This window comes from Pseudomonas hormoni (assembly GCF_018502625.1).
Lineage (GTDB): Bacteria > Pseudomonadota > Gammaproteobacteria > Pseudomonadales > Pseudomonadaceae > Aquipseudomonas > Aquipseudomonas hormoni.
In genome coordinates this window covers 5,215,778-5,235,987 of sequence record NZ_CP075566.1, presented here as the reverse complement: position 1 = coordinate 5,235,987, position 20,210 = coordinate 5,215,778, and the positions used below count along the sequence as shown (strand labels likewise).

The following is a 20,210-nucleotide window of genomic DNA, read 5'->3' as shown; positions in this document are numbered from 1 at the left end:
TGTAATGGCCTCTTCGCGGGCAAGCCTCGTTCCTACAGGGTTGTTGGGTGTCGATCACGAACTTTCGGTACAACGCCATTCCTGTAGGAGCGAGGCTTGCCCGCGAAGGGCGCGCCTCGGTATTACGCCTTACTGAGCAGTCAGGCTCACATCCCGCAACGGCTTGCCACGCACCGGTGCATCACCGGCCACGTAGTAATCGGCCGTGCTGCGCGGCAATGGCTTGCGACCACGGATCTTGTCGGCGATTTTCTCGGCGATCATGATCGTTGGCGCGTTCAGGTTGCCGGTGGTGATGATCGGCATGATCGAGGCATCGACCACGCGCAGGGCTTGCATGCCGTGCACACGACCTTCGGCATCGACCACGGCCATGTCGTCGGTGCCCATCTTGCACGAGCAGGACGGGTGGAACGCGGTTTCGGCGTGCTCGCGGATGAACTTGTCGAGCTGCTCATCGGTTTGCACTTCAATGCCCGGGCTGATTTCGCGACCACGGAAGGCATCCAGCGCAGGCTGTTGCATGATTTCACGGGTCAGGCGGATGCCGTCGCGGAATTCCTGCCAGTCCTGCTCGGTGGCCATGTAGTTGAACAGGATGCTCGGGTACTCGCGAGGATCCTTGGACTTGGCCTGGATGCGACCACGGCTCGGCGAACGCATGGAACCCATGTGCGCCTGGAAGCCGTGCTCTTTCACACCGTTGCTGCCGTTGTAGTTAATCGCGACCGGCAGGAAGTGGTACTGGATGTTCGGCCAATCGAATTCCGGACGGGTACGGATGAAACCGCCGGCTTCGAACTGGTTGCTGGCGCCGATGCCGGTGCCGTTGAACAGCCACTCGGCACCGATGGCTGGCTGGTTGCGCAGCAGCAGCGACGGGTACAGCGAGACCGGTTGGGTGCAGGCGTATTGCAGGTACAGCTCGAGGTGATCCTGCAGGTTTTCGCCGACGCCTGGCAGGTCGTGTACCACCGGGATGTCGAGCTTGTTCAGCAGCTCGGCCGGGCCGACGCCGGAGCGTTGCAGAATCTGCGGCGAAGCGATGGCGCCGGAGCACAGCAACACTTCTTTGCGGGCGCGGACTTCAACGCGCTCTTCAGCGGCGCCGATCAGGTAACGCACGCCGACTGCACGCTTGCCTTCGAACAGGATCTTGTCGGTCAGGGCGTGGGTGACGATGGTCAGGGTCGAGCGCTTCTTGGCGATGTCCAGGTAACCGCGGGCGGTGCTGGCGCGACGGCCGTTCGGCGTCACGGTACGGTCCATCGGGCCGAAGCCTTCTTGCTGGTAACCGTTCAGGTCTTCGGTGCGCGGGTAACCGGCTTGCACACCTGCTTCAACCATCGCGTGGAACAGCGGGTTGTTGCCGGCTTTCGGCGTGGTCACGCTGACCGGGCCGTCGCCACCGTGGTAGTCGTTCGGGCCGATGTCACGGGTTTCTGCCTTGCGGAAATACGGCAGGCAGTCGAGGTAGGTCCAGTCTTCCAGACCTGGCAGTTTCGACCAGTTGTCGTAGTCCATCGCGTTGCCGCGGATGTAGCACATGCCGTTGATCAGCGAGGAGCCGCCGAGGCCCTTGCCGCGACCGCATTCCATCCGGCGACCGTCCATATGTGGTTCTGGATCGGTTTCGTAGGCCCAGTTGTAGCGACGACCTTGCAGCGGGAACGCCAGGGCAGCCGGCATTTGCGTGCGGAAATCCATGCGGTAATCCGGACCGCCCGCTTCGAGCAGCAGGACGGTGACGCCTTCGTCTTCAGTCAGACGGGTCGCCAGGGTGTTACCGGCCGAGCCGGCACCGATGATGATGTAATCGAATTCTTGGGACATTGAAATGCACCCTCTTTGAAGTTGGTCAGGTTGCGGTGGCCGAGGCGCCACTTACCTTGTGGCGAGGGAGCTTGCTCCCGCTCGGCTGCGCAGCAGTCGCAAAATCAGCGACCGAGTTCTGTCTGAATGAAACGCGGTGCCTGGAGTTGGGGCCGCTTCGCAGCCCAGCGGGAGCAAGCTCCCTCGCCACATAGGGCCGCCACTCCAGAACCGCGTCAGATCAGAACACCGAGGCGTAATCGCCCAGTTCGACCTGTACCGATTTGATGCGTGTGAAGTTGTTCAGCGAGCTGATGCCGTTCTCACGGCCAACACCCGACTGCTTGTAGCCGCCGACCGGCATCTTCGCGTCGGACTCGCCCCAGGCGTTGATCCAGCAGATACCGGCTTCCAGTTGATGAATCACGCGGTGAGCGCGGTTCAGGTCCTTGGTGACGACGCCAGCGGCCAGGCCGAAGTCGGTGTCGTTGGCACGACGGATCACTTCTTCTTCGGTTTCGTAGGTCAGGATCGCCATGACCGGGCCGAAGATTTCTTCGCGCACGATGGTCATCTCGTCAGTGCAGTCGGTGAACACGGTCGGGGCCACGAATGCGCCTTTGGCGAATTCGCCTTCGGTCAGACGGCTACCGCCGCACAGCACGCGAGCGCCTTCTTCCTTACCTTTGGCGATGTAACCCAGCACGCTTTCCATGTGAGCGAAGCTGACCAGAGGACCGAAGTTGGTGTTTTCGTCTTCCGGGTTGCCGATGCGGATACGGGCAACGCGCTCAGCGATCTTGGCTTCGAAAGCGGCTTTCAGGTGAGTCGGTACGAACACGCGGGTACCGTTGGTGCAGACCTGACCGGAGCTGTAGAAGTTGGCCATCATCGCGGTGTCGGCGGCGCGATCGAGGTCGGCGTCGTCGAAAATGATCAGCGGGGATTTGCCGCCCAGTTCCATGGTCACGTCTTTCAGCGACGAAGCAGAAGCACTGGCCATAACCTTCTTGCCGGTGTCGGTGCCGCCGGTGAAGGAGATTTTTTCGATGCGCGGATGCTCGGTCAGCCAAGTGCCGACTTCACGGCCGCTGCCGGTCAGGACGTTGAACACACCGGCTGGCAGGCCTGCTTCGGTGTAGATCTCGGCCAGTTTCAGGGTGGTCAGGGAAGTAACTTCGCTTGGCTTGAAGATCATCGCGTTACCGGCCGCCAGGGCTGGAGCGGATTTCCACAGGGCGATCTGGATCGGGTAGTTCCACGCGCCGATACCGGCCACGACGCCCAGCGGCTCGCGACGGGTGTAGACGAACGAAGTGGTGCGCAGCGGAATCTGCTCGCCTTCGATGGCCGGAACCAGGCCAGCGTAGTACTCCAGCACGTCAGCGCCGGTGACGATGTCGACATACTTGGTTTCGGAGAACGACTTGCCGGTGTCCAGGGTTTCCAGGGCGGCCAGTTCATCGTTGCGCTCGCGCAGGATGTCCACGGCGCGACGCAGGATGCGCGAACGCTCCATGGCGGTCATCGCGGCCCAGATTTTCTGGCCCTTTTCGGCGCTGACGACAGCGCGCTCAACGTCTTCCTTGGTCGCGCGTTGTACTTTTGCGAGGACTTCACCGTTAGCCGGGTTGATGGCTTCGAAAGTGGCGTCGCTGCTGGCGTCACTGTAGCCGCCATCGATGTAGAGTTTTTGCAGTTCGAAACGGGCCATAAAGTCCTCGCAAGTGCATAAGTGGTTGGCGTTAACCACCGGGCGTGCCGTGAAGCAGTTGGCATCACATCGGTAGCGTTCAGGGGTTGAGCGTTTTATGTGTGCTCTAACTCACCCGCTTGGCCAGTTGGAAATCCATGTATTCGTAAGCGATCCGGTGCGCCTGCTCGGTGTCGAAAGCATCTCCCGACAGCGCGCCGCGCAACCACAAACCGTCAATCAACGCTGCCAGGCCACGGGCTGCACTGCGCGCATCATCGAGCGGCAATACGCGGCGGAACTGGCAGCACAGGTTGGAATACAGACGGTGATCGTTGATCCGCTGCAACCTGTGCAAAGACGGGTGGTGCATGCTGGTGGCCCAGAAGGCCAGCCAGGTTTTCATTGCCGGGCCATTGACCTGGCTGGCGTCGAAGTTGCCTTCGATGATCACCTGCAGATGCGCCCGCGGGCTGTCATCTGTCAGCGCCTGACGGCGCGCGGTGACGTTCTCGCTGAGGACACTCATCAGGTACTGCGCCGTGGCAGCGATCAGGCCGTTCTTGTCCTGAAAGTAGTGACTGATGATGCCATTCGAGACACCGGCCAAACGGGCGATCAGCGCAATGCTGGCGTCCCCCATCCCGACCTGATCGACGGCCAGCAATGTGGCTTCGATCAATTGCTGGCGGCGGATGGGTTGCATACCGACCTTGGGCATCTTGCACATCTCCTTAGGCCTTCCGGCAGACGCAAAACGTCTATCGGATTGAGGGCCAGTCTATTTTGTTTTGATTGAACGTTCAATCAACAAAGAATAAGATCTGCGACAAATCGTCGCTGCTTACAGATTTTTCCTACGTGTAAATGGCGATAAACCGACATCCAAAACGGCTCGAAACCTATACGCAACGGCGTCCACAGGCTTCGGGCTTTTTTCGGGGTGTCTTTATATCACCCGCCGGTCGGCTGCCAACTAACCGATTGGTCGGGTATCGCGTTGCCTTGTGTTCTTCTCTCGCACTGCCGGAGCATCTGTGCCATGAGTTCTGCCTCTCTTATAAAGACCCCGCCCGAGAAGGTGACGGTCAACGGTTGGGTGTTCTACACCTCTACCGCGCTGATCCTGCTGTTGACCGCCATTCTGATCATCGCCCCGCAAGAGGCTGGCAGAATGCTCGGAGTGGCTCAGGCCTGGTTGTCCCGCAGCTTCGGCTGGTACTACATGGTGGTGATCGCCGCTTACCTGGTTTTCGTGGTTGGCCTGGCGTTTTCGTCCTACGGCAAGCTCAAACTGGGCAGCAAGGACGACACCCCGGACTTCAGTTATGGCGCCTGGGCGGGGATGCTGTTCTCCTCGGGTATCGGCATCTCGCTGTTGTACTTCGGTGCTTCCGAGCCGCTGGACCACTACTTCAACCCGCCGGAAGGCGTTTCGGCCAGCAACATGGCCGCGCGTCAGGCGGTGCAACTGACCTTCCTGCATTGGGGCCTGCATGGCTGGGCGATCTACGCACTGGTCGGCCTGGCCGTTGCTTACTTTGCCTACCGCCATAACCAGCCGCTGGCGTTGCGTTCGGCGCTGTATCCGCTGGTGGGCGAGCGTTGGGTCAAAGGCGCGGCCGGTCACGCGGTGGACGGCTTCGGCATGTTCGTGACCCTGCTGGGGCTGGTGACGAACCTGGGGATTGGTTCGCTGCAAGTGTCGTCGGGCCTTGAAAACCTGTTCGGCATGGAACACAGCAACACCAACCTGCTGATTGTGATCATCGTGATGAGCACCGTGGCGACCATTGCGGCCGTGTCCGGCGTGGAAAACGGCATTCGTCGTCTGTCCAACCTGAACATCGTGCTGTTCAGCGGCCTGCTGATTTTCGTGCTGCTGTTCGGCCCGACCCTGCACCTGCTCAACGGCTTCGTGCAGAACATCGGCGACTACCTGAACGGCGTGGTGCTGAAGACCTTCGACCTCTATGTGTACGAAGGCGACAGTGAGAAGTCCGACCGCTGGTTGGGCCTGTGGACCCTGTTCTACTGGGCCTGGTGGATTTCCTGGGCGCCATTCGTAGGCATGTTCATCGCGCGTATTTCCCGTGGTCGTACGGTGCGTGAACTGGTGGCCGGCGTGCTGCTGATCCCGCTGGGTTTCACCCTGGCGTGGCTGTCGATCTTCGGTAACTCGGCCCTGGACCTGGTGATGAACCATGGGGCGGTGGAACTCGGGAAGACGGCGCTGGAACAGCCTTCCATGGCGATCTACCAGTTGCTGGAGCATTACCCGGCGTCGAAAGTGGTGATCGGCGTGTCGATCTTCGTTGGTTTCGTGCTGTTCCTGACCCCGGCGGATTCCGGCGCGGTGATGATGGCCAACCTTTCGTGCAAGGGCGGCAATGTCGACGAAGATGCGCCGCACTGGCTGCGGATCTTCTGGTCGGCGGTGATCACCCTGGTGACTATCGGCCTGCTGTTCGCCGGTAACTTCGAAGCCATGCAAACCATGGTGGTGCTGGCCGGTCTGCCGTTCTCGGTGGTGCTGGTGTTCTTCATGTTCGGCTTGCACAAGGCCATGCGCCAGGACGTGCAGATCGAACAGGAGCAAGCGGAACTGGCTGCACGCGGTCGTCGTGGTTTCAGCGAGCGTTTGACTCAACTGGACCTGCAACCGAATCAATCGATCGTTCAGCGTTTCATGGACAAGCAAGTCAGCCCCGCGCTGGAAGAGGCCGTGGTGCAATTGCGTGGTAAAGGTCTGGACGTGCAAACGTTGCTGGGCAAGGCCAAGCGCTGCATGGGCCTGCGGATCGAGATGGAAGAGGGCAACCCTTTTGTCTACGAAGTGAGCCTGGATGGCTATCTGGCTGCGGCGAGCGACATGGTGTCGGCTGAAAGTGCTGATGAACCGCGTGCGCGCTACTACCGCGCCGAGGTGTACCTGCACAACGGCAGCCAGGATTATGACCTGATGGGCTTCACTCAGGATCAGATCACCCGCGACGTGCTCGATCAGTTTGAAAGCCATCGGCAGCTCCTTGGCCGTGTCTATAGCTGAGATATGAGGTGATGCGGTGCTAGTTGCTGCACCGCAGATCCCTTGTGGCGAGGGAGCTTGCTCCCGTTCGACTGCGCAGCAGTCGCAAATCCGGATAACGCGGTCTGTCTGAAATACCGCAGTGTCTGGTTTTAGGGTTGCTTCGCAACCCAGCGGGAGCAAGCTCCCTCGCCACAGTTGTCAGTATTCCAAGCCAAATATCTGCACCAACAAAAACGCCGCGATCCTCTCGCGGCGTTTTTGTGTCTGCGGTCTTAGCCCAGGTTCTTGCCGAGCAGCGCGTGATACAGCTCGCTGTCACCGAGAATCCCGACCACATGGTTGTTGTCGTGCAGCACCAGTTTGTTGCCGGTTTGATAACGAATCTGCAGCGCATCGCGCATGCCGATGTTCGAATCCACCAGGGTAGGCCGACGACCGAGGCCTTCTACGGCCTGACCCGGCACCCAGTTCTGCAGATCCAGGGCCGAACCATTCTGGCGTGCGCCTTTGATGGTGTTGCCTTCGGCTAGGTCCAGCCACGAATCGCCGCCCGGATCGAGGCAGACCGAACCGTTGATGCGTTTGCAGTTGTCGAGGGTGCGCATCAGGCTGCGACCGCACAACACGTTCAGCGGGTTGGTGTGCGCGACGAAGGTCCGCACGTAGTCGTCCGCCGGGTTCAACACGATTTCTTCTGGCTTGCTGTACTGGACGATCCGGCCGTCTTTCATGATCGCGATACGGCTGCCCAGTTTCAGTGCTTCATCGAGGTCGTGGCTCACGAACACGATGGTTTTGTTCAGCTTGCTTTGCAGCTCCAGCAGTTCGTCTTGCAGGCCTTGGCGGATCAGCGGGTCGAGGGCCGAGAACGGTTCGTCCATCAGCAGAATGTCGGCGTCCATCGCCAGCGCGCGGGCCAGGCCGACACGCTGCTGCATGCCGCCGGAGAGCTCGTCGGGCTTTTTGTTGCGCCACTGGGTCAGGCCCACCAGCTCAAGCTTTTCGTCCACCAGTTTGCGCCGTTCTTTCTCGGGGCGGCCCTGCATTTCAAGACCGAAGCTGATGTTCTCGCGCACCGTCAGCCAAGGCATCAGGGCGAACTTCTGGAACACCATCGCGATACGCTTGGTGCGCATCATTTTCAGTTCTGCCGGGGTACAGGACGCGATGTCGATCTGCTTGCCTTCGTGCTCGACAAACAACTTGCCACGGCTGACGGTGTTGAGCCCGTTGATGCAGCGCAGCAGGCTGGATTTACCGGAGCCGGACAAGCCCATCAATACGCAGATTTCACCTTTTTCGACGTCCAGGCTGGCTTTTTCAACGCCCACAATCTGGCCGGTCTTTTTCAGGATCTGGTCGCGGGTCATGCCCTGGTCGAGGAGCTTGAGCGCCTCGCGCGGATCTTTGGAGAAGATTACGTCGACGTCTTCGAAGCGAATAATGCTCATGCGTCACCCCCTACTTTAGCGTCGGGTTGTTTGCAGATACGGTCGAGCATGATCGCCAGCAATACGATCGCCAGGCCGGCTTCGAAGCCCAGGGCGATATCAGCAGTGTTCAGTGCGTTGACCACGGGTTTGCCCAGGCCGTCGGCGCCCACCAGTGCCGCGATCACTACCATCGACAACGACAGCATGATGCACTGGGTGATACCGGCCGCGATGCTTGGCATGGCGTAGGGCAGTTCGATGCGTGCGAGCAGTTGACGGCGCGAACAGCCGAAGGCTTTGCCGGCGTCCATCAATTCTGCGGGAACATCACGGATACCCAGGTAAGTCAGGCGGATAGGCGCGGCAATCGCAAACACCACCGTGGAGATCAGACCCGGGACCACACCCAGACCAAAGAGGGTCAAGGTAGGAATGAGGTAAACGAAGGTCGGTACGGTCTGCATCAGATCGAGCACCGGACGCATCAGGGTGTAGAACATCGGTTTGTGCGCGGCGACGATGCCCAGCGGTACGCCGATGACCACGCAGACCAGGGTGGCGAACAACACCTGGGCGAGGGTTTCCATGGTTTCCTGCCAGTACCCCAGATTGAGGATCAGCAGAAAGGAGGCAATGACGAAAACGGTCAGCCCCCACTTTCGTTGAATGAAGTGTGCCAGTAGCGCGATGAGGCCGATCAATGCCAGCGGGTTGAACCAGGTCAGCGCAAAAGTCACGCCGTGGATCATCGTTTCCAGTGTCACGGCGATCGCGTCGAAAGTGTTGGCGCCGTGTTGCGTCAACCATTCAACGAAGCCCGCGATGTACTGGCCTAGAGGTATTTTCTGATCAATCAGCATGGTAGTGAACGTCCGCATGCAAGGAAATAAACAGCCCGGGCGAGCGAACCCGCCCGGCGTAAGCGATTACTGCGCGAGCTTGGCTTTCACGGCCTCCAGGCCTGGTTTACCGTCAATGGTAGTCACGCCAGCGAGCCAGGTATCGAGGACCTGTGGATTCTTTTTAAGCCAGGCCTTGGCGGCCGCGTCAGGCTTCATCTTGTCGTCCAGGATGTTGCCCATCAGTGAGCTTTCCATGTCGACGGTGAATTCCAGGTTTTTCAGCAGCTGGCCAACGTTGCTGCATTCCTGGACGTACCCCTTGCGGGTATTGGTTGCCACGGTGGCAGCACCGAAGTCCGGGCCGAAGAAGTCGTCACCACCCGTCAGGTACTGAATCTTGAAACGCTTGTTCATTGGATGCGGCGCCCAGCCGAGGAATACGACGGCGGTGTCGCGTTTCTGGGCGCGGTCGACTTGCGACAGCATGCCGGCTTCGCTGGATTCGACCATCTTGAAACCGGCGTCCTTCAAGCCGAAGGCGTTCTTGTCGATCATACTCTGGATCAGACGGTTGCCGTCGTTACCCGGTTCGATGCCGTAGATCTTGCCGTCGAGTTCTTTCTTGAATTTGGCGATGTCGGCGAAGTCATGCAGCCCTTTGTCGTACAGCGCCTGCGGCACGGCGAGGGTGTACTTGGCGCCGGTGAGGTTGGTGCGCACGACATCCACGGTACCGGCATCGCGGTAAGCCTTGATGTCGTTTTCCATGGTCGGCATCCAGTTACCAAGGAAAATGTCCATGTTCTTGCCGTCGGCCAGGGACTTGTAGGTCACCGGCACGGAAATCATGGTGGTTTTGGTCTTGTAGCCCAAGGCATCGAGAACGACGCTGGTGGTGGCGGTTGTCGCGGTAATGTCGGTCCAGCCGACATCGGAGAAGTTTACGGTACTGCACTGAGCGGGTTCTGCGGCTTGAGCCAGTAACGGCAGACTCAGCATGGCGGCCAACAACAACGACGGGGAACCTTTCATGGATGGACTCCTTGGTGTTTTTTTTGGCAGTGTTCCGACTGGACCACCGCACTTATAGGTTGCGGTTGGATGGCGTTTTGGAGACAGCTCTACCACGGCGCCTTGCAATCGAGTCGATACGATCATGTACCAGTGAAAATCTGACGCCTACAGGGTGCGTCGTAACCAGTACAGGGATGGTCGCATCCAGTGTCGGTGACGTCGTTTACAGATTTTTTCAGCCCCTTTTCCCCCTCTGCATCGCAAAAAAATGGCGAAAACATGGCGTAAAACGCACACGGCGTTGGTGGGCATGAGTGCGTCGGTGTGAGACGTCGAACGACACCGTAAAAGCCTGATGATGCGGCCATCTCGGCGGATTGCAGCTTGAGCGTAGCAGCTCCGTCACCGGGCGCTTCTGCGCCTGGAGTTGGCACATCCAGGAGTTCGGCAGTAATGGCTATCAGCGTTTTCGACCTGTTCAAAATCGGCATCGGCCCTTCCAGTTCGCACACCGTGGGGCCGATGCGCGCCGCGGCGCTGTTCGTGCAAGGTTTGCGTGAGCAGGGTCTTTTGGAACAAGTGCGGCGCGTCGAAGTTCAGCTTTATGGTTCGCTGTCCGCCACCGGCATCGGTCACGGCAGCGACAACGCGGTGATCATGGGCTTGATGGGCGAGTGGCCGGACGCGATCGATCCGTCGCAAATCGGCATCCGCATTGAAACCCTGCGCGAAACCCACACGCTGTTGCTCGACGGCCGTTTGTCAGTGCCGTTCATCTGGGCCCGGGACATGCGCCTGATCGACGAAAACCTGCCGTTCCACCCCAACGCCATGACCCTGATCGCCGAAGGCGATGACGGCGAGCTGCATCGCGACACCTACTATTCCATCGGCGGCGGATTCGTCGTCGATGAAGCACAAGCGTCCAGCGGTGTTGTGGATCTGGATCGCACCGAGTTGCCTTACGATTTCTCCAGCGCCGTCGAGCTGCTCAGCCTCTGCAAGCAGCACAACTTGCGTGTTGCCGAATTGATGATGGCCAACGAGAAGGTCTGGCGCAGCGAAGAAGAAATCCGCGCCGGGCTGATGAAGCTCTGGCGGGCGATGCAGGATTGCGTCGAGCAGGGCCTCAAGCACGAAGGCATCCTGCCCGGAGGCCTGAATGTGCGCCGTCGTGCGGCCAAATTGCACCGTAGCCTGCAGGAGTTGAACAAGCCCAACGTAATCGGCTCGACACTGAGCGCGATGGAATGGGTCAACCTGTTCGCCCTGGCGGTCAACGAAGAAAACGCCGCCGGCGGGCGCATGGTCACGGCGCCGACCAACGGCGCGGCGGGGATCATTCCGGCGGTGTTGCACTACTTTATGAAGTTCAGCGAAGTGGTCACCGACGCCAACGTAGTCGACTATTTCCTCAGCGCCGCAGCGGTGGGGATTCTGTGCAAGAAGAACGCCTCTATTTCCGGGGCGGAAGTCGGTTGCCAGGGCGAAGTCGGTTCGGCTTGCGCCATGGCGGCGGCGGGGTTGGCGGAGATCCTTGGCGCCACGCCGGAGCAGTTGTGTAATGCGGCGGAAATCGGCCTGGAGCACAACCTCGGTCTGACCTGCGATCCGGTTGGCGGACTGGTTCAAGTGCCGTGCATCGAGCGCAATGCGATTGCTGCGGTGAAAGCGATCAACGCGGCGCAAATGGCGTTGCGCGGCGATGGTCAGCACTTTATCTCGCTGGATCGGGTAATTCGCACCATGCGTGATACCGGGGCGGATATGCATGACAAATATAAAGAGACATCGCGGGGTGGGTTGGCGGTGAGTGCGGTGGAGTGCTGATACCGGGTTGACCTTGTGCTGAGGAGGCTTTTGTGGCGAGGGAGCTTGCTCCCGTTGGGTCGCGAAGCGGCCCCAAAGCTTTGCGACTGCTTCGCAGCCGAACGGGAGCAAGCTCCCTCGCCACAAGATCTCATTGGCCACGTCAGACCAGTCAAAACTGCGCGCTAAGTGAACACGGAAATTAAAACGCGCCACGTTTTGGCGCGTCGCTTACAGATAAGCCACTTGCAGCAAGTCAGGCGTCCAACTCGACCCTGACCGCCCGTCCCCCGTGCTTGCGGTGACACTCTTTCCTGAGGCGCCGCAAGCCTGTTCCCACAAGTGCTACCGATTTGCTCACACGCAACGGAGCAGAGCGCTTGCTGCCCTTCCTGCTGCTTATAACCCCCACTCGCGACGCGGCTTATATAGACACGCTGCGACGTCGTTTTCAGGAGTTATTGAACGCGCATTCAATTTTAGGCATGGCAATTGCTCTGTCATTACAAAGCCCGTCTCCCACGCGAGAACGATGGCAATAACAAGAGCCTCCGCCTGAGGCCATCACCCGCTTTGTGTGAGGAGATACCGCGATGACGACGTTCAACTCCGGGGCTCAACCCCAGAACCGTGCGCCTCAATCCATCGGCTTTCTGCTGCTGGACAATTTCACGCTGATTTCTCTGGCCTCCGCCGTAGAACCCCTGCGTATGGCCAACCAATTGTCCGGTCGCGAGCTGTATCGCTGGACCACGCTCACCGTCGACGGCGGTCAGGTCTGGGCCAGTGACGGTCTGCAGATCACCCCCGACGCCTCCATGCACAAAGCACCGTCCATGGACACCATCATTGTCTGCGGCGGTATCGGCATTCAGCGCACTGTTACTCGCGAACACGTCTCATGGCTGCAAAGCCAGGCGCGTCAATCCAAGCGCCTCGGTGCCGTCTGCACCGGCAGCTGGGCCCTGGCCTGCGCCGGCCTGCTGGACGGTTTCGATTGCAGCGTGCACTGGGAATGTCTGGCCTCGATGCAGGAAGCCTTCCCGCGCGTGGCCATGAGCACCCGTTTGTTCACCCTCGACCGTAACCGTTTCACCAGCTCTGGCGGCACTGCGCCGCTGGACATGATGCTGCACCTGATCAGCCGCGATCATGGTCGTGAACTGTCGGCCGCGATCTCGGAAATGTTCGTCTACGAGCGCATCCGTAACGAACAGGATCACCAGCGCGTGCCGCTCAAGCACATGCTCGGTACCAACCAGCCGAAGTTGCAGGAAATCGTCGCGCTGATGGAAGCCAACCTCGAAGAACCGATCGACCTCGACGAACTGGCGGTGTATGTCGCCGTGTCCCGTCGCCAGCTAGAGCGGTTGTTCCAGAAATACCTGCACTGCTCGCCGTCGCGTTACTACCTGAAACTGCGCTTGATCCGCGCCCGGCAGCTGCTCAAGCAAACGCCGATGTCGATCATCGAAGTGGCGTCGGTGTGCGGCTTCGTGTCCACGCCGCATTTCTCCAAGTGCTACCGCGAATACTTCGGCATTCCGCCGCGTGACGAACGCGTCGGTTCCAACACCACGCAGCAAGTGGCGATGATGCCGCTGCCGCAAGCATTGGTGCTGTCGCCGTTGTCCGGGCCGTTGTCGGCGTTGAGTCAGGCGCGCAATGAGTCGACTTTCGCTAGCGTAAGGCTTTAAACCAAAGGAGCTTTTGTGGCGAGGGAGCTTGCTCCCGCTGGGCTGCGAAGCAGCCCCAAAACCAGAAAATGCATTCTTTCAGACAGATAGCATTCGCTGGTTTTGCGACCGCTTCGCGCTCGAGCGGGAGCAAGCTCCCTCGCCACAGTGTTTGCACCTCAGAGATCAGGCGCTACGACTCTGCTGATACTCCGCCAACGCCGGCAGCAATTGCTTGTCGATGGCCTGGCGCACAGCCGGCAGGATGGTCGCGCTGCTGGTGTACATCTGCTTGACCATGGTGCGCAGCACTATCGCCCGTTCATCGTTCAAACCCCTCACCGCACATTCGCAAGCCTGCTCGGCGGTGGAGCCGTTCGGTACTTGAAACCCCAACGACTTCAGTTGGCCCAGCAGGTCTTCCTGGTCAATCAAATCGGCGTGCATCATGACGCAATCCTTCTTCAGGGAACGGTGTCGTGGTTCGATTCTCGTAGGGGCCGTTGGCGTCGGCAAGGACGATTTGTCGCAATGGCCGCAATACCTATGAACAGGTCGTTTTCGGCTAACTTGCGAGCGGGGAGAGTGGGCACACTGGATTCAGCTGGCTTCACGAAGGTTTGGTCACCCTCGCGCAACGGCTCCTCAACAGTACCTTCTGCCCCGATCCTGTCACGGCTTGATCGGGGTTTTTTTTGCCTGGGAATCGGGAGGGTATGTGTTGGCTGGACTGGCGCCATCGCGAGCAGGCTCGCTCCCACAGTTGATTTGTGCACGACGCAAAACCACTGTGGGAGCGAGACCGGCTTGCCGGCGATGAACGATGACTCGGTCTAGCGTTGCAGCACGAGAATCCGCGACAACAACTCATCCCGATCCACATAGCATCCCTGGAAATGCCGGGCACCCGTGGCGGGATCGAACGCATTGCGGGCATGAAGCGTGCGGCGGTTATCAAAGCACCACATCTCACCCGGATTAAGCCGCGTCATCACCCGGAACCGCGCCTCGCGGGTCATGGCGATAAACCGGCGGTAGGCGCGATACAGCCTGGGCATCTCATCCACCGACGCATCAAACGGCCCACGCAGAAAGTTCGCCATGCGGATTTCCGACACATGCCCCACCGCATCCAGAGCAATGATCGGCGCGAGGCAGCGATAGTCGCTGTGACGGTCCTTGTTGCGAAACTCCACAGGGATTTCACACAAGGCTTTGAACGACTCGGGATCTTCCTCGCGCAACGCTTGGGCAATCGCGAAACCGTCGACAAAAATACTCTCGCCGCCGTCCGCGTCATTGACCAGGCAATGCAGGAACTGCAGGCCCGGTTGCAGCTCACGGGTCGGCAGGTCGCTGTGCAACGGCAGGTTGAAAGCGGTGTAGGCATTGCTGTCGGCATCGGCCTTGGATTGCACGTTGAACAGCACGCCGAAATTGCTCTCGCGGATGAAGGAAATCCGCTGGGCAATCAGCTTCAGCGAGCCGGGTTCGGTGGGCACGCCGCGGACCTGGGTGAGGCCGATATCACGCACGGCCAGCAGCCACTGCAGCAAGGCGTCGTTGTCGTTCATCAGCGCCTGATAGTCGAACACCGGCAGCGGCAAGTCGCTTTTCCAAAGTCTGGATTTCGGTTTGCCGGCTCGGCGTTCGGCGCGGGATTCGTCGTCATAGGCGTGGGCCCGCAACCAGCCTGGATCAAAGCGACTCTGGTGGCCGTCCTGCCAATCGACACACAGGCAACCTTCAGCATCGACACGCGCATTTGCCGTCGTCAGGTCCTCTGCAACATCGACGATTTCCAGCACCTGCTCACGGGTCACGGTGTAGACGCATTGCGGGCACGGGCAGTTGTCCCGCAGCCATTGATGATGAAAGGGGCTGATACGGGTATCAGCCCATGTCACAAGAATGCGATCCGCCAGGGCCTGCACGCCACTCAGCGCGCTGATCAACGGATAAGTACGAAAGTCGGCAAACGCAGCGGCGGTGTTCATGGCGATCTCCTTGTTATTTTTTTGCGGGTAGAGCGATCACTCGGCCAATGTAGTGGGGGGCAGGCAGGTCGGTTTGCTCGGCAACGATGGCTTGCAGCTTGCCCAGAGTTGCTTCGCTGAACGGCGCGGAACGCGGCCCGGCGAGATCGACGTGGAGCAGCATTTGTTCGTTGCCTGCCAGTTCCTTGTCATCACCGACCAGATGCAGGCTGTGATAGAGGTGCAGGCGTTTGCTGTCGTGGGCGATGATCTGGGTGTGCACTTCAACGTCGGCATCGAGCTTCACTTCGTGCAAGTAATTGAGGTGCAGTTCGAGGGTGAACAGCGAGTTGCCGCTGGCTTCGCGGTTGTTGCTGTCCATGCCCAGACGGTCCATCAGTGCGTCGGTGGCGTAGCTGAAAATCAGCAGGTAGAAGGCGTCGCGCAGGTGGCCGTTGTAGTCGACCCAGTCGGGGATGATTGTGGTTTGGTAGGTGGTGAGGGTGGGCATGTCGTCACATCCGAAAGTGGTTGAAACCTGTAGGAGCGAGGCTTGCCCGCGAAAGCGGTATTCCTGCCGCAAGAGATCCGTCGGATGTACCGGCCTCTTCGCGGGCAAGCCTCGCTCCTACAAGTTAGTGGCGGTGGTTAGTCGGCGAACGCCATCCCGTGCTTCTCTTTGGTGGTTTTCACCGCTTCCAGCACCGCCAGCAGGCAATCATCACGATAGCGTTCCAGCGCCGAAATGCTGTGTCTGCCCAGCTGATCACTGGTGCCATCCACCACGTCATCAATCAATTTGTCGGTCAGCTCCGGAGCCGGCAGATAGGTCCACGGCAATTGCAGCGCCGGACCGAACTGCGCCATGAAGTGACGCATTCCCGCATCGCCACCGGCCAGGGTGTAGGTCAAAAAGGTGCCCATGAACGACCAGCGCAGACCTGCGCCAAAACGGATCGCGTCGTCGATTTCACCGGTGGTCGCCACACCGTCGTTCACCAGGTGCAGCGCCTCGCGCCACAGCGCTTCGAGCAAACGGTCGGCGATAAATCCTGGCACTTCCTTGCGCACATGCAGCGGACGCATGCCCAAGGATTCGTAGACTTTCATGGCCGCTTGAACGGCTTCCGGTGCGGTATTTTTGCCACCGACCACTTCGACCAGGGGCAGCAGATAAACAGGATTGAACGGGTGGCCGACCACGCAGCGTTCCGGGTGAGTCGAGCTCTCGTAGAACTCGCTCGGCAACAGGCCCGAAGTGCTGGAACCGATCAGTGCATTGGGCTTGGCCGCCGCGCTGATTTTACTGTGCAGTTCCAGTTTCAGATCGAGGCGTTCCGGGGCGCTTTCCTGAATGAAGTCGGCATCGCGAACACACTCTTCAATTGTCGTGACAAAGCGCAGGCGATCCTGCGAAGCGCCGGGTGCCAGGCCTTGCTTCTCCAGCGCGCCCCAGGCATTGGCGACGCGTTTGCGCAGGGCGGCTTCGGCACCGGGCGCGGGGTCCCAGGCCACCACGTCGAGGCCGTGGGCGAGGGCGCGGGAGACCCAGCCGCTGCCGATGACACCGCTGCCCAGGGCGGCGAAGGTTTTGATATCAGTGATAAAGCTCATGGCGACGTCCTAAAAGAATTCGGTAATCCCTGTAGGAGCGAAGCTTGCTCGCGAAGAGGCCTGTACATCCGGCGGATTTCTTACGGCAGGAATACCGTCTTCGCGGGCAAGCCTCGCTCCTACAGGGTTGTGTGTGGGTTTTAACCGCGCTTGGTCAGGCCCATTTTTGCCCGGCCTTCCGCCGGCGTCAGAACCCGGGCGCCGAGGCGGCTGAGGATTTCCGAGGCGCGTTCGACCAGTTGTCCGTTGGTCGCCAACACGCCCTTGTCCAACCAGATGTTGTCTTCCAGACCGACCCGCACGTTGCCGCCGAGCAGCACCGCTTGCGCCGCCATCGGCATCTGCATGCGACCGATGCCGAAACCGGCCCACACGGCGTTGGCTGGCAGGTTGTCGACCATGGCTTTCATGGTGGTGGTATCGGCCGGCGCGCCCCACGGGATGCCCAGGCACAGCTGGAACAGCGGATCGTCGAGCAAGCCTTCCTTGATCAACTGTTTGGCAAACCACAGGTGACCGGTGTCGAAAATTTCCAGCTCGGCCTTCACGCCCAGCTCTTGAATGCGTTTGGCGCCAGCACGCAGCTGGGCCGGGGTGGACACGTAAATGGTGTCGCCATCGCCGAAGTTCAGGGTCCCGCAATCGAGGGTGCAGATTTCCGGCAGCAGTTCTTCGACGTGGGCCAGACGGGTCAGCGGGCCGACCAGGTCGGTGTTCGGGCCGAACTCCATCGGGTTCTCGCCCGCGCCGATTTCCAGGTCGCCGCCCATGCCGGCGGTGAGATTGACGATGATGTCGACGTCGGCCTCGCGGATGCGCTCCATGACTTCGCGGTACAGCGCCACGTCACGGCTGAACTTGCCGGTTTCGGGGTTACGAACGTGGCAGTGGACCACGGTGGCGCCGGCCTTGGCGGCTTCCACAGCGGCAGCGGCGATTTGTTTCGGGGTGACCGGCACGTGTGGGCTTTTGCTGGTCGTGTCGCCAGCACCGGTGAGTGCGCAGGTGATGATGACGTCGTGGTTCATGAGGGGGTTCCTTGCAGGCGTGGTGATGCCGTTCGCAGCCCGGTCGGGCTGCGAATCGGTGGTTTGATTCATAAAAAGTGAGCGGGTTATTTGCTGGTCAGTTTCAGGTTGTCAGCCGCCGGTTTGCCATCGAAGGTGGTCACACCTTCGAGCCAGCGCTGTTTGTCTTGCGGGTGATCTTTCAGCCATTGCCTGGCCGATTCGAACGCGTCCTTGTGATCCAGCAGCGGCTGCATCATCCGGCTCTCGTCTTCGGCGGTGTAGGTCAGGTTGCTCAGCAAGCGACCGATGTTCGGGCATTGCTCGGCATACGTCGGCGCGGTGACGGTCCAGACGGTGGCCATGCCTTCGTTCGGGCCCAGCGCGTCATCGCTGCCGGTGAGGTAAGTCATCTGCACGTTGACGTTCATCGGGTGCGGTGCCCAGCCGAAGAACACCACCGCCTCTTTGCGGCGCACGGCGCGATCTACCGCCGCGAGCATGCCGGCCTCACTGGACTCGACCAACTGGAACTTGCCGAGGCCAAACTGGTTCTTGGCGATCATCGCCTTGATCTGGGTGTTGGCGCCCGAGCCGGGCTCGATGCCGTAGATTTTGCCGCCCAGTTCTTTTTCGAACTTGGCGATGTCAGCGAAAGTTTTCAGGCCCTTGTCGGCGAGATAAGTCGGTACGGCGAGGGTGGCGCGGGCGTCTTTCAGGCTGGGCGCTTCAAGCACTTTGACCTGCTTGCCATCGACGAACGGCGTGATGGTCTGGGTCATCAACGGGTTCCAGTAGCCCAGGAACAAGTCCAGGCGCTGGTCGCGGATCCCGGCGAAGATGATCTGCTGGGACGCGCTGGTTTGTTTGGTGTTGTAGCCGAGGCCGTCGAGCAGGACCTGGGTCATGGCGCTGGTGGCGATCACGTCGGTCCAGTTCACGACGCCCATGCGCACGTTCTGGCAAGACGCGGGTTCGGCGGCCATGACGCTGGCGCTCAGGAAAGCGGTACCGCTGAGTGCAAGAACACAGCTGCTGATCAGTCGTTTCATCTCAGGTTTCCTCGGCAGTTCGTTATTGTGGGTCCGGTCGTCTTTGTGCGCCGGTGATGCCAAGTTACGCAGCTTGAGGCCCGCTAAAACGCACTGCGGCGACCAGCTCTTGCACTGCAGCGACCTGCCCTCTTGAATGCCGCTCGCAAGTGGCGTATCAACATCACACGCTACCCGCCAACCGAGTGCGCTCCATGTCCCAGGATTTCTACTTCATGTTGATGCCGGGTTTCTCGGCCATCGGTTTTATCTCGGCGATCGAGCCGCTGCGGGTTGCCAATCGCTTTCGCGGCGAGCTGTATCGCTGGCATGTGCTGAGCGCAGACGGTGGTGCGGTGCTGGCCAGCAACGGTATGTCGGTGAACGCCGACGCGGCGCTGGAACCGCTGAAGAAAGGTGCGACGCTGTTGGTGGTCGCTGGCTTCGAACCGCTGAAATTCGCCACCCCGGCGCTGGAACACTGGCTGCGTCGACTGGACAACGAAGGCGTGACCCTCGGCGCGATCGACACCGGCAGCTTCGTCCTCGCCGAAGCCGGCCTGCTCGACGGCCATCGCATAACCCTGCACTGGGAAGCCATCGACGCCTTCAAGGAGTCTTATCCACAGCTCAGCGTCACCCAGGAACTGTTCGAGATCGATCGCCGGCGCATCACCTCCGCCGGCGGCACGGCCTCCATCGACCTGATGCTCGACCTCATCGCCCAGGCCCACGGCCCGGAACTGGCGATCCAGGTTAGCGAGCAATTCGTACTCGGCCGCATCCGCCCGCGCAAAGACCACCAGCGCATGGAAGTCGCCACGCGGTATGGCATCAGCAACAAGAAGCTCGTTCATGTTATTGGCGAAATGGAACAACACAGCGAACCGCCGCTGACCACGCTGGAATTGGCAGAGTCGATCAAGGTGACGCGGCGGCAGCTGGAGCGCTTGTTTCGCCTGCACCTGAACGACACGCCGAGCAATTTCTACCTGCGGTTAAGGCTGGAGAAGGCGCGGCAGTTGTTGCGGCAGACGGACATGAGTGTGCTGGAAGTGAGTATTGCGTGCGGGTTTGAATCACCGTCGTATTTCACCCGGAGTTATCGGGCGCGGTTTGCGCGGTGTCCGCGAGAAGATCGACGGCGCGTTAGTCAGGTCGAATGATTCATTGTGGCGAGGGAGCTTGCTCCCGCTGGGCTGCGAAGCGGCCCCCAATAGCGACTGCTGCGCAGTCGAGCGGGAGCAAGCTCCCTCGCCACAGTTTTTGTGT

General features: G+C 60.1%; 16 protein-coding genes. 4 read left to right on the top strand and 12 right to left on the bottom strand.

Translation table 11 applies throughout. The features are described from left to right. Window positions 1-129: 129 nt before the first annotated feature. The 3 genes from betA to betI form a co-directional block, all read right to left on the bottom strand. A complete protein-coding gene (gene betA, locus KJF94_RS24380) occupies window positions 130-1,833 on the bottom strand; it encodes a choline dehydrogenase (RefSeq protein WP_214379386.1) in 1,704 nt (567 codons plus the stop codon). Between the two features lie 220 nt (window positions 1,834-2,053). Further along, the gene (gene betB, locus KJF94_RS24375) at window positions 2,054-3,526 is read right to left on the bottom strand and encodes a betaine-aldehyde dehydrogenase (protein ID WP_150633754.1); all 1,473 of its coding nucleotides are present in this window, start codon (window positions 3,524-3,526) and stop codon (window positions 2,054-2,056) included. 106 nt (window positions 3,527-3,632) lie between these two features. Next, a complete protein-coding gene (gene betI / locus KJF94_RS24370) occupies window positions 3,633-4,226 on the bottom strand; it encodes a transcriptional regulator BetI (RefSeq protein WP_027926636.1) in 594 nt (197 codons plus the stop codon). A gap of 378 nt (window positions 4,227-4,604) precedes the next feature. On the opposite strand from betI, the gene KJF94_RS24365 reads away from it, so the two are divergent. Continuing rightward, on the top strand, window positions 4,605-6,554 hold the full coding sequence (locus KJF94_RS24365) for a BCCT family transporter (protein ID WP_250548322.1): 1,950 nt from the start codon (window positions 4,605-4,607) through the stop codon (window positions 6,552-6,554). A gap of 254 nt (window positions 6,555-6,808) precedes the next feature. Here the strand turns inward: KJF94_RS24365 and choV are convergent, their stop codons facing one another. The 3 genes from choV to KJF94_RS24350 form a co-directional block, all read right to left on the bottom strand. Further along, window positions 6,809-7,987 (bottom strand): choline ABC transporter ATP-binding protein, encoded by a 1,179-nt coding sequence (choV, locus tag KJF94_RS24360; RefSeq protein ID WP_214379383.1) that lies wholly within the window; start codon window positions 7,985-7,987, stop codon window positions 6,809-6,811. Next, window positions 7,984-8,829 (bottom strand): choline ABC transporter permease subunit, encoded by an 846-nt coding sequence (gene choW, locus KJF94_RS24355; RefSeq protein ID WP_133835662.1) that lies wholly within the window; start codon window positions 8,827-8,829, stop codon window positions 7,984-7,986. Before choW ends, choV begins: the two co-directional genes overlap by 4 nt. A gap of 66 nt (window positions 8,830-8,895) precedes the next feature. After that, entirely contained in the window at window positions 8,896-9,843 is a 948-nt protein-coding gene (locus KJF94_RS24350) for a choline ABC transporter substrate-binding protein (protein ID WP_214379381.1), read from the bottom strand. A gap of 435 nt (window positions 9,844-10,278) precedes the next feature. Between KJF94_RS24350 and KJF94_RS24345 the strand changes: the two genes are divergently transcribed. Next, the gene (locus tag KJF94_RS24345) at window positions 10,279-11,655 is read left to right on the top strand and encodes an L-serine ammonia-lyase (RefSeq protein ID WP_214379379.1); all 1,377 of its coding nucleotides are present in this window, start codon (window positions 10,279-10,281) and stop codon (window positions 11,653-11,655) included. Between the two features lie 572 nt (window positions 11,656-12,227). After that, window positions 12,228-13,331, top strand: a complete 1,104-nt coding sequence (gene gbdR, locus KJF94_RS24340) for a choline metabolism transcriptional regulator GbdR (protein ID WP_008033265.1) — start codon at window positions 12,228-12,230, stop codon at window positions 13,329-13,331. A 165-nt stretch (window positions 13,332-13,496) separates the two neighbouring features. Here gbdR and KJF94_RS24335 read toward each other — a convergent pair whose 3' ends face one another. The 6 genes from KJF94_RS24335 to KJF94_RS24310 all read right to left on the bottom strand — a co-directional run bounded on the left by KJF94_RS24335 (window position 13,497) and on the right by KJF94_RS24310 (window position 18,959). Beyond that, a complete protein-coding gene (locus KJF94_RS24335; RefSeq protein ID WP_214379377.1) occupies window positions 13,497-13,760 on the bottom strand; it encodes a hypothetical protein in 264 nt (87 codons plus the stop codon). Between the two features lie 383 nt (window positions 13,761-14,143). Next, window positions 14,144-15,307 (bottom strand): gamma-butyrobetaine dioxygenase, encoded by a 1,164-nt coding sequence (locus tag KJF94_RS24330; protein ID WP_214379375.1) that lies wholly within the window; start codon window positions 15,305-15,307, stop codon window positions 14,144-14,146. Between the two features lie 13 nt (window positions 15,308-15,320). Continuing rightward, window positions 15,321-15,797, bottom strand: coding sequence for a thioesterase family protein (locus KJF94_RS24325; protein ID WP_214379373.1), 477 nt, complete (start codon window positions 15,795-15,797; stop codon window positions 15,321-15,323). A 137-nt stretch (window positions 15,798-15,934) separates the two neighbouring features. Further along, the gene (locus KJF94_RS24320) at window positions 15,935-16,900 is read right to left on the bottom strand and encodes an L-carnitine dehydrogenase (protein ID WP_214379371.1); all 966 of its coding nucleotides are present in this window, start codon (window positions 16,898-16,900) and stop codon (window positions 15,935-15,937) included. A gap of 140 nt (window positions 16,901-17,040) precedes the next feature. Beyond that, window positions 17,041-17,928: a 3-dehydrocarnitine:acetyl-CoA trimethylamine transferase CdhC gene (gene cdhC, locus KJF94_RS24315; RefSeq protein ID WP_017341199.1), complete on the bottom strand. Its 888-nt coding sequence runs from the start codon at window positions 17,926-17,928 to the stop codon at window positions 17,041-17,043. An 86-nt stretch (window positions 17,929-18,014) separates the two neighbouring features. Beyond that, on the bottom strand, window positions 18,015-18,959 hold the full coding sequence (locus KJF94_RS24310; protein WP_214379369.1) for a choline ABC transporter substrate-binding protein: 945 nt from the start codon (window positions 18,957-18,959) through the stop codon (window positions 18,015-18,017). Between the two features lie 194 nt (window positions 18,960-19,153). Between KJF94_RS24310 and KJF94_RS24305 the strand changes: the two genes are divergently transcribed. Further along, window positions 19,154-20,104, top strand: a complete 951-nt coding sequence (locus KJF94_RS24305; protein ID WP_214379367.1) for a GlxA family transcriptional regulator — start codon at window positions 19,154-19,156, stop codon at window positions 20,102-20,104. The last annotated feature ends 106 nt before the right edge of the window (window positions 20,105-20,210 follow it).

Coding starts and splice junctions, on each gene's coding strand:
- cdhC (WP_017341199.1), bottom strand. CDS start 17,928: ATGAACCACGACGTCATCATCACCTGCGCACTCACCGGTGCTGGCGAC.
- betA (WP_214379386.1), bottom strand. CDS start 1,833: ATGTCCCAAGAATTCGATTACATCATCATCGGTGCCGGCTCGGCCGGT.
- KJF94_RS24325 (WP_214379373.1), bottom strand. CDS start 15,797: ATGCCCACCCTCACCACCTACCAAACCACAATCATCCCCGACTGGGTC.
- KJF94_RS24335 (WP_214379377.1), bottom strand. CDS start 13,760: ATGATGCACGCCGATTTGATTGACCAGGAAGACCTGCTGGGCCAACTG.
- KJF94_RS24345 (WP_214379379.1), top strand. CDS start 10,279: ATGGCTATCAGCGTTTTCGACCTGTTCAAAATCGGCATCGGCCCTTCC.
- KJF94_RS24350 (WP_214379381.1), bottom strand. CDS start 9,843: ATGAAAGGTTCCCCGTCGTTGTTGTTGGCCGCCATGCTGAGTCTGCCG.
- KJF94_RS24305 (WP_214379367.1), top strand. CDS start 19,154: ATGTCCCAGGATTTCTACTTCATGTTGATGCCGGGTTTCTCGGCCATC.
- betB (WP_150633754.1), bottom strand. CDS start 3,526: ATGGCCCGTTTCGAACTGCAAAAACTCTACATCGATGGCGGCTACAGT.
- choW (WP_133835662.1), bottom strand. CDS start 8,829: ATGCTGATTGATCAGAAAATACCTCTAGGCCAGTACATCGCGGGCTTC.
- KJF94_RS24330 (WP_214379375.1), bottom strand. CDS start 15,307: ATGAACACCGCCGCTGCGTTTGCCGACTTTCGTACTTATCCGTTGATC.
- gbdR (WP_008033265.1), top strand. CDS start 12,228: ATGACGACGTTCAACTCCGGGGCTCAACCCCAGAACCGTGCGCCTCAA.
- choV (WP_214379383.1), bottom strand. CDS start 7,987: ATGAGCATTATTCGCTTCGAAGACGTCGACGTAATCTTCTCCAAAGAT.
- betI (WP_027926636.1), bottom strand. CDS start 4,226: ATGCCCAAGGTCGGTATGCAACCCATCCGCCGCCAGCAATTGATCGAA.
- KJF94_RS24320 (WP_214379371.1), bottom strand. CDS start 16,900: ATGAGCTTTATCACTGATATCAAAACCTTCGCCGCCCTGGGCAGCGGT.
- KJF94_RS24310 (WP_214379369.1), bottom strand. CDS start 18,959: ATGAAACGACTGATCAGCAGCTGTGTTCTTGCACTCAGCGGTACCGCT.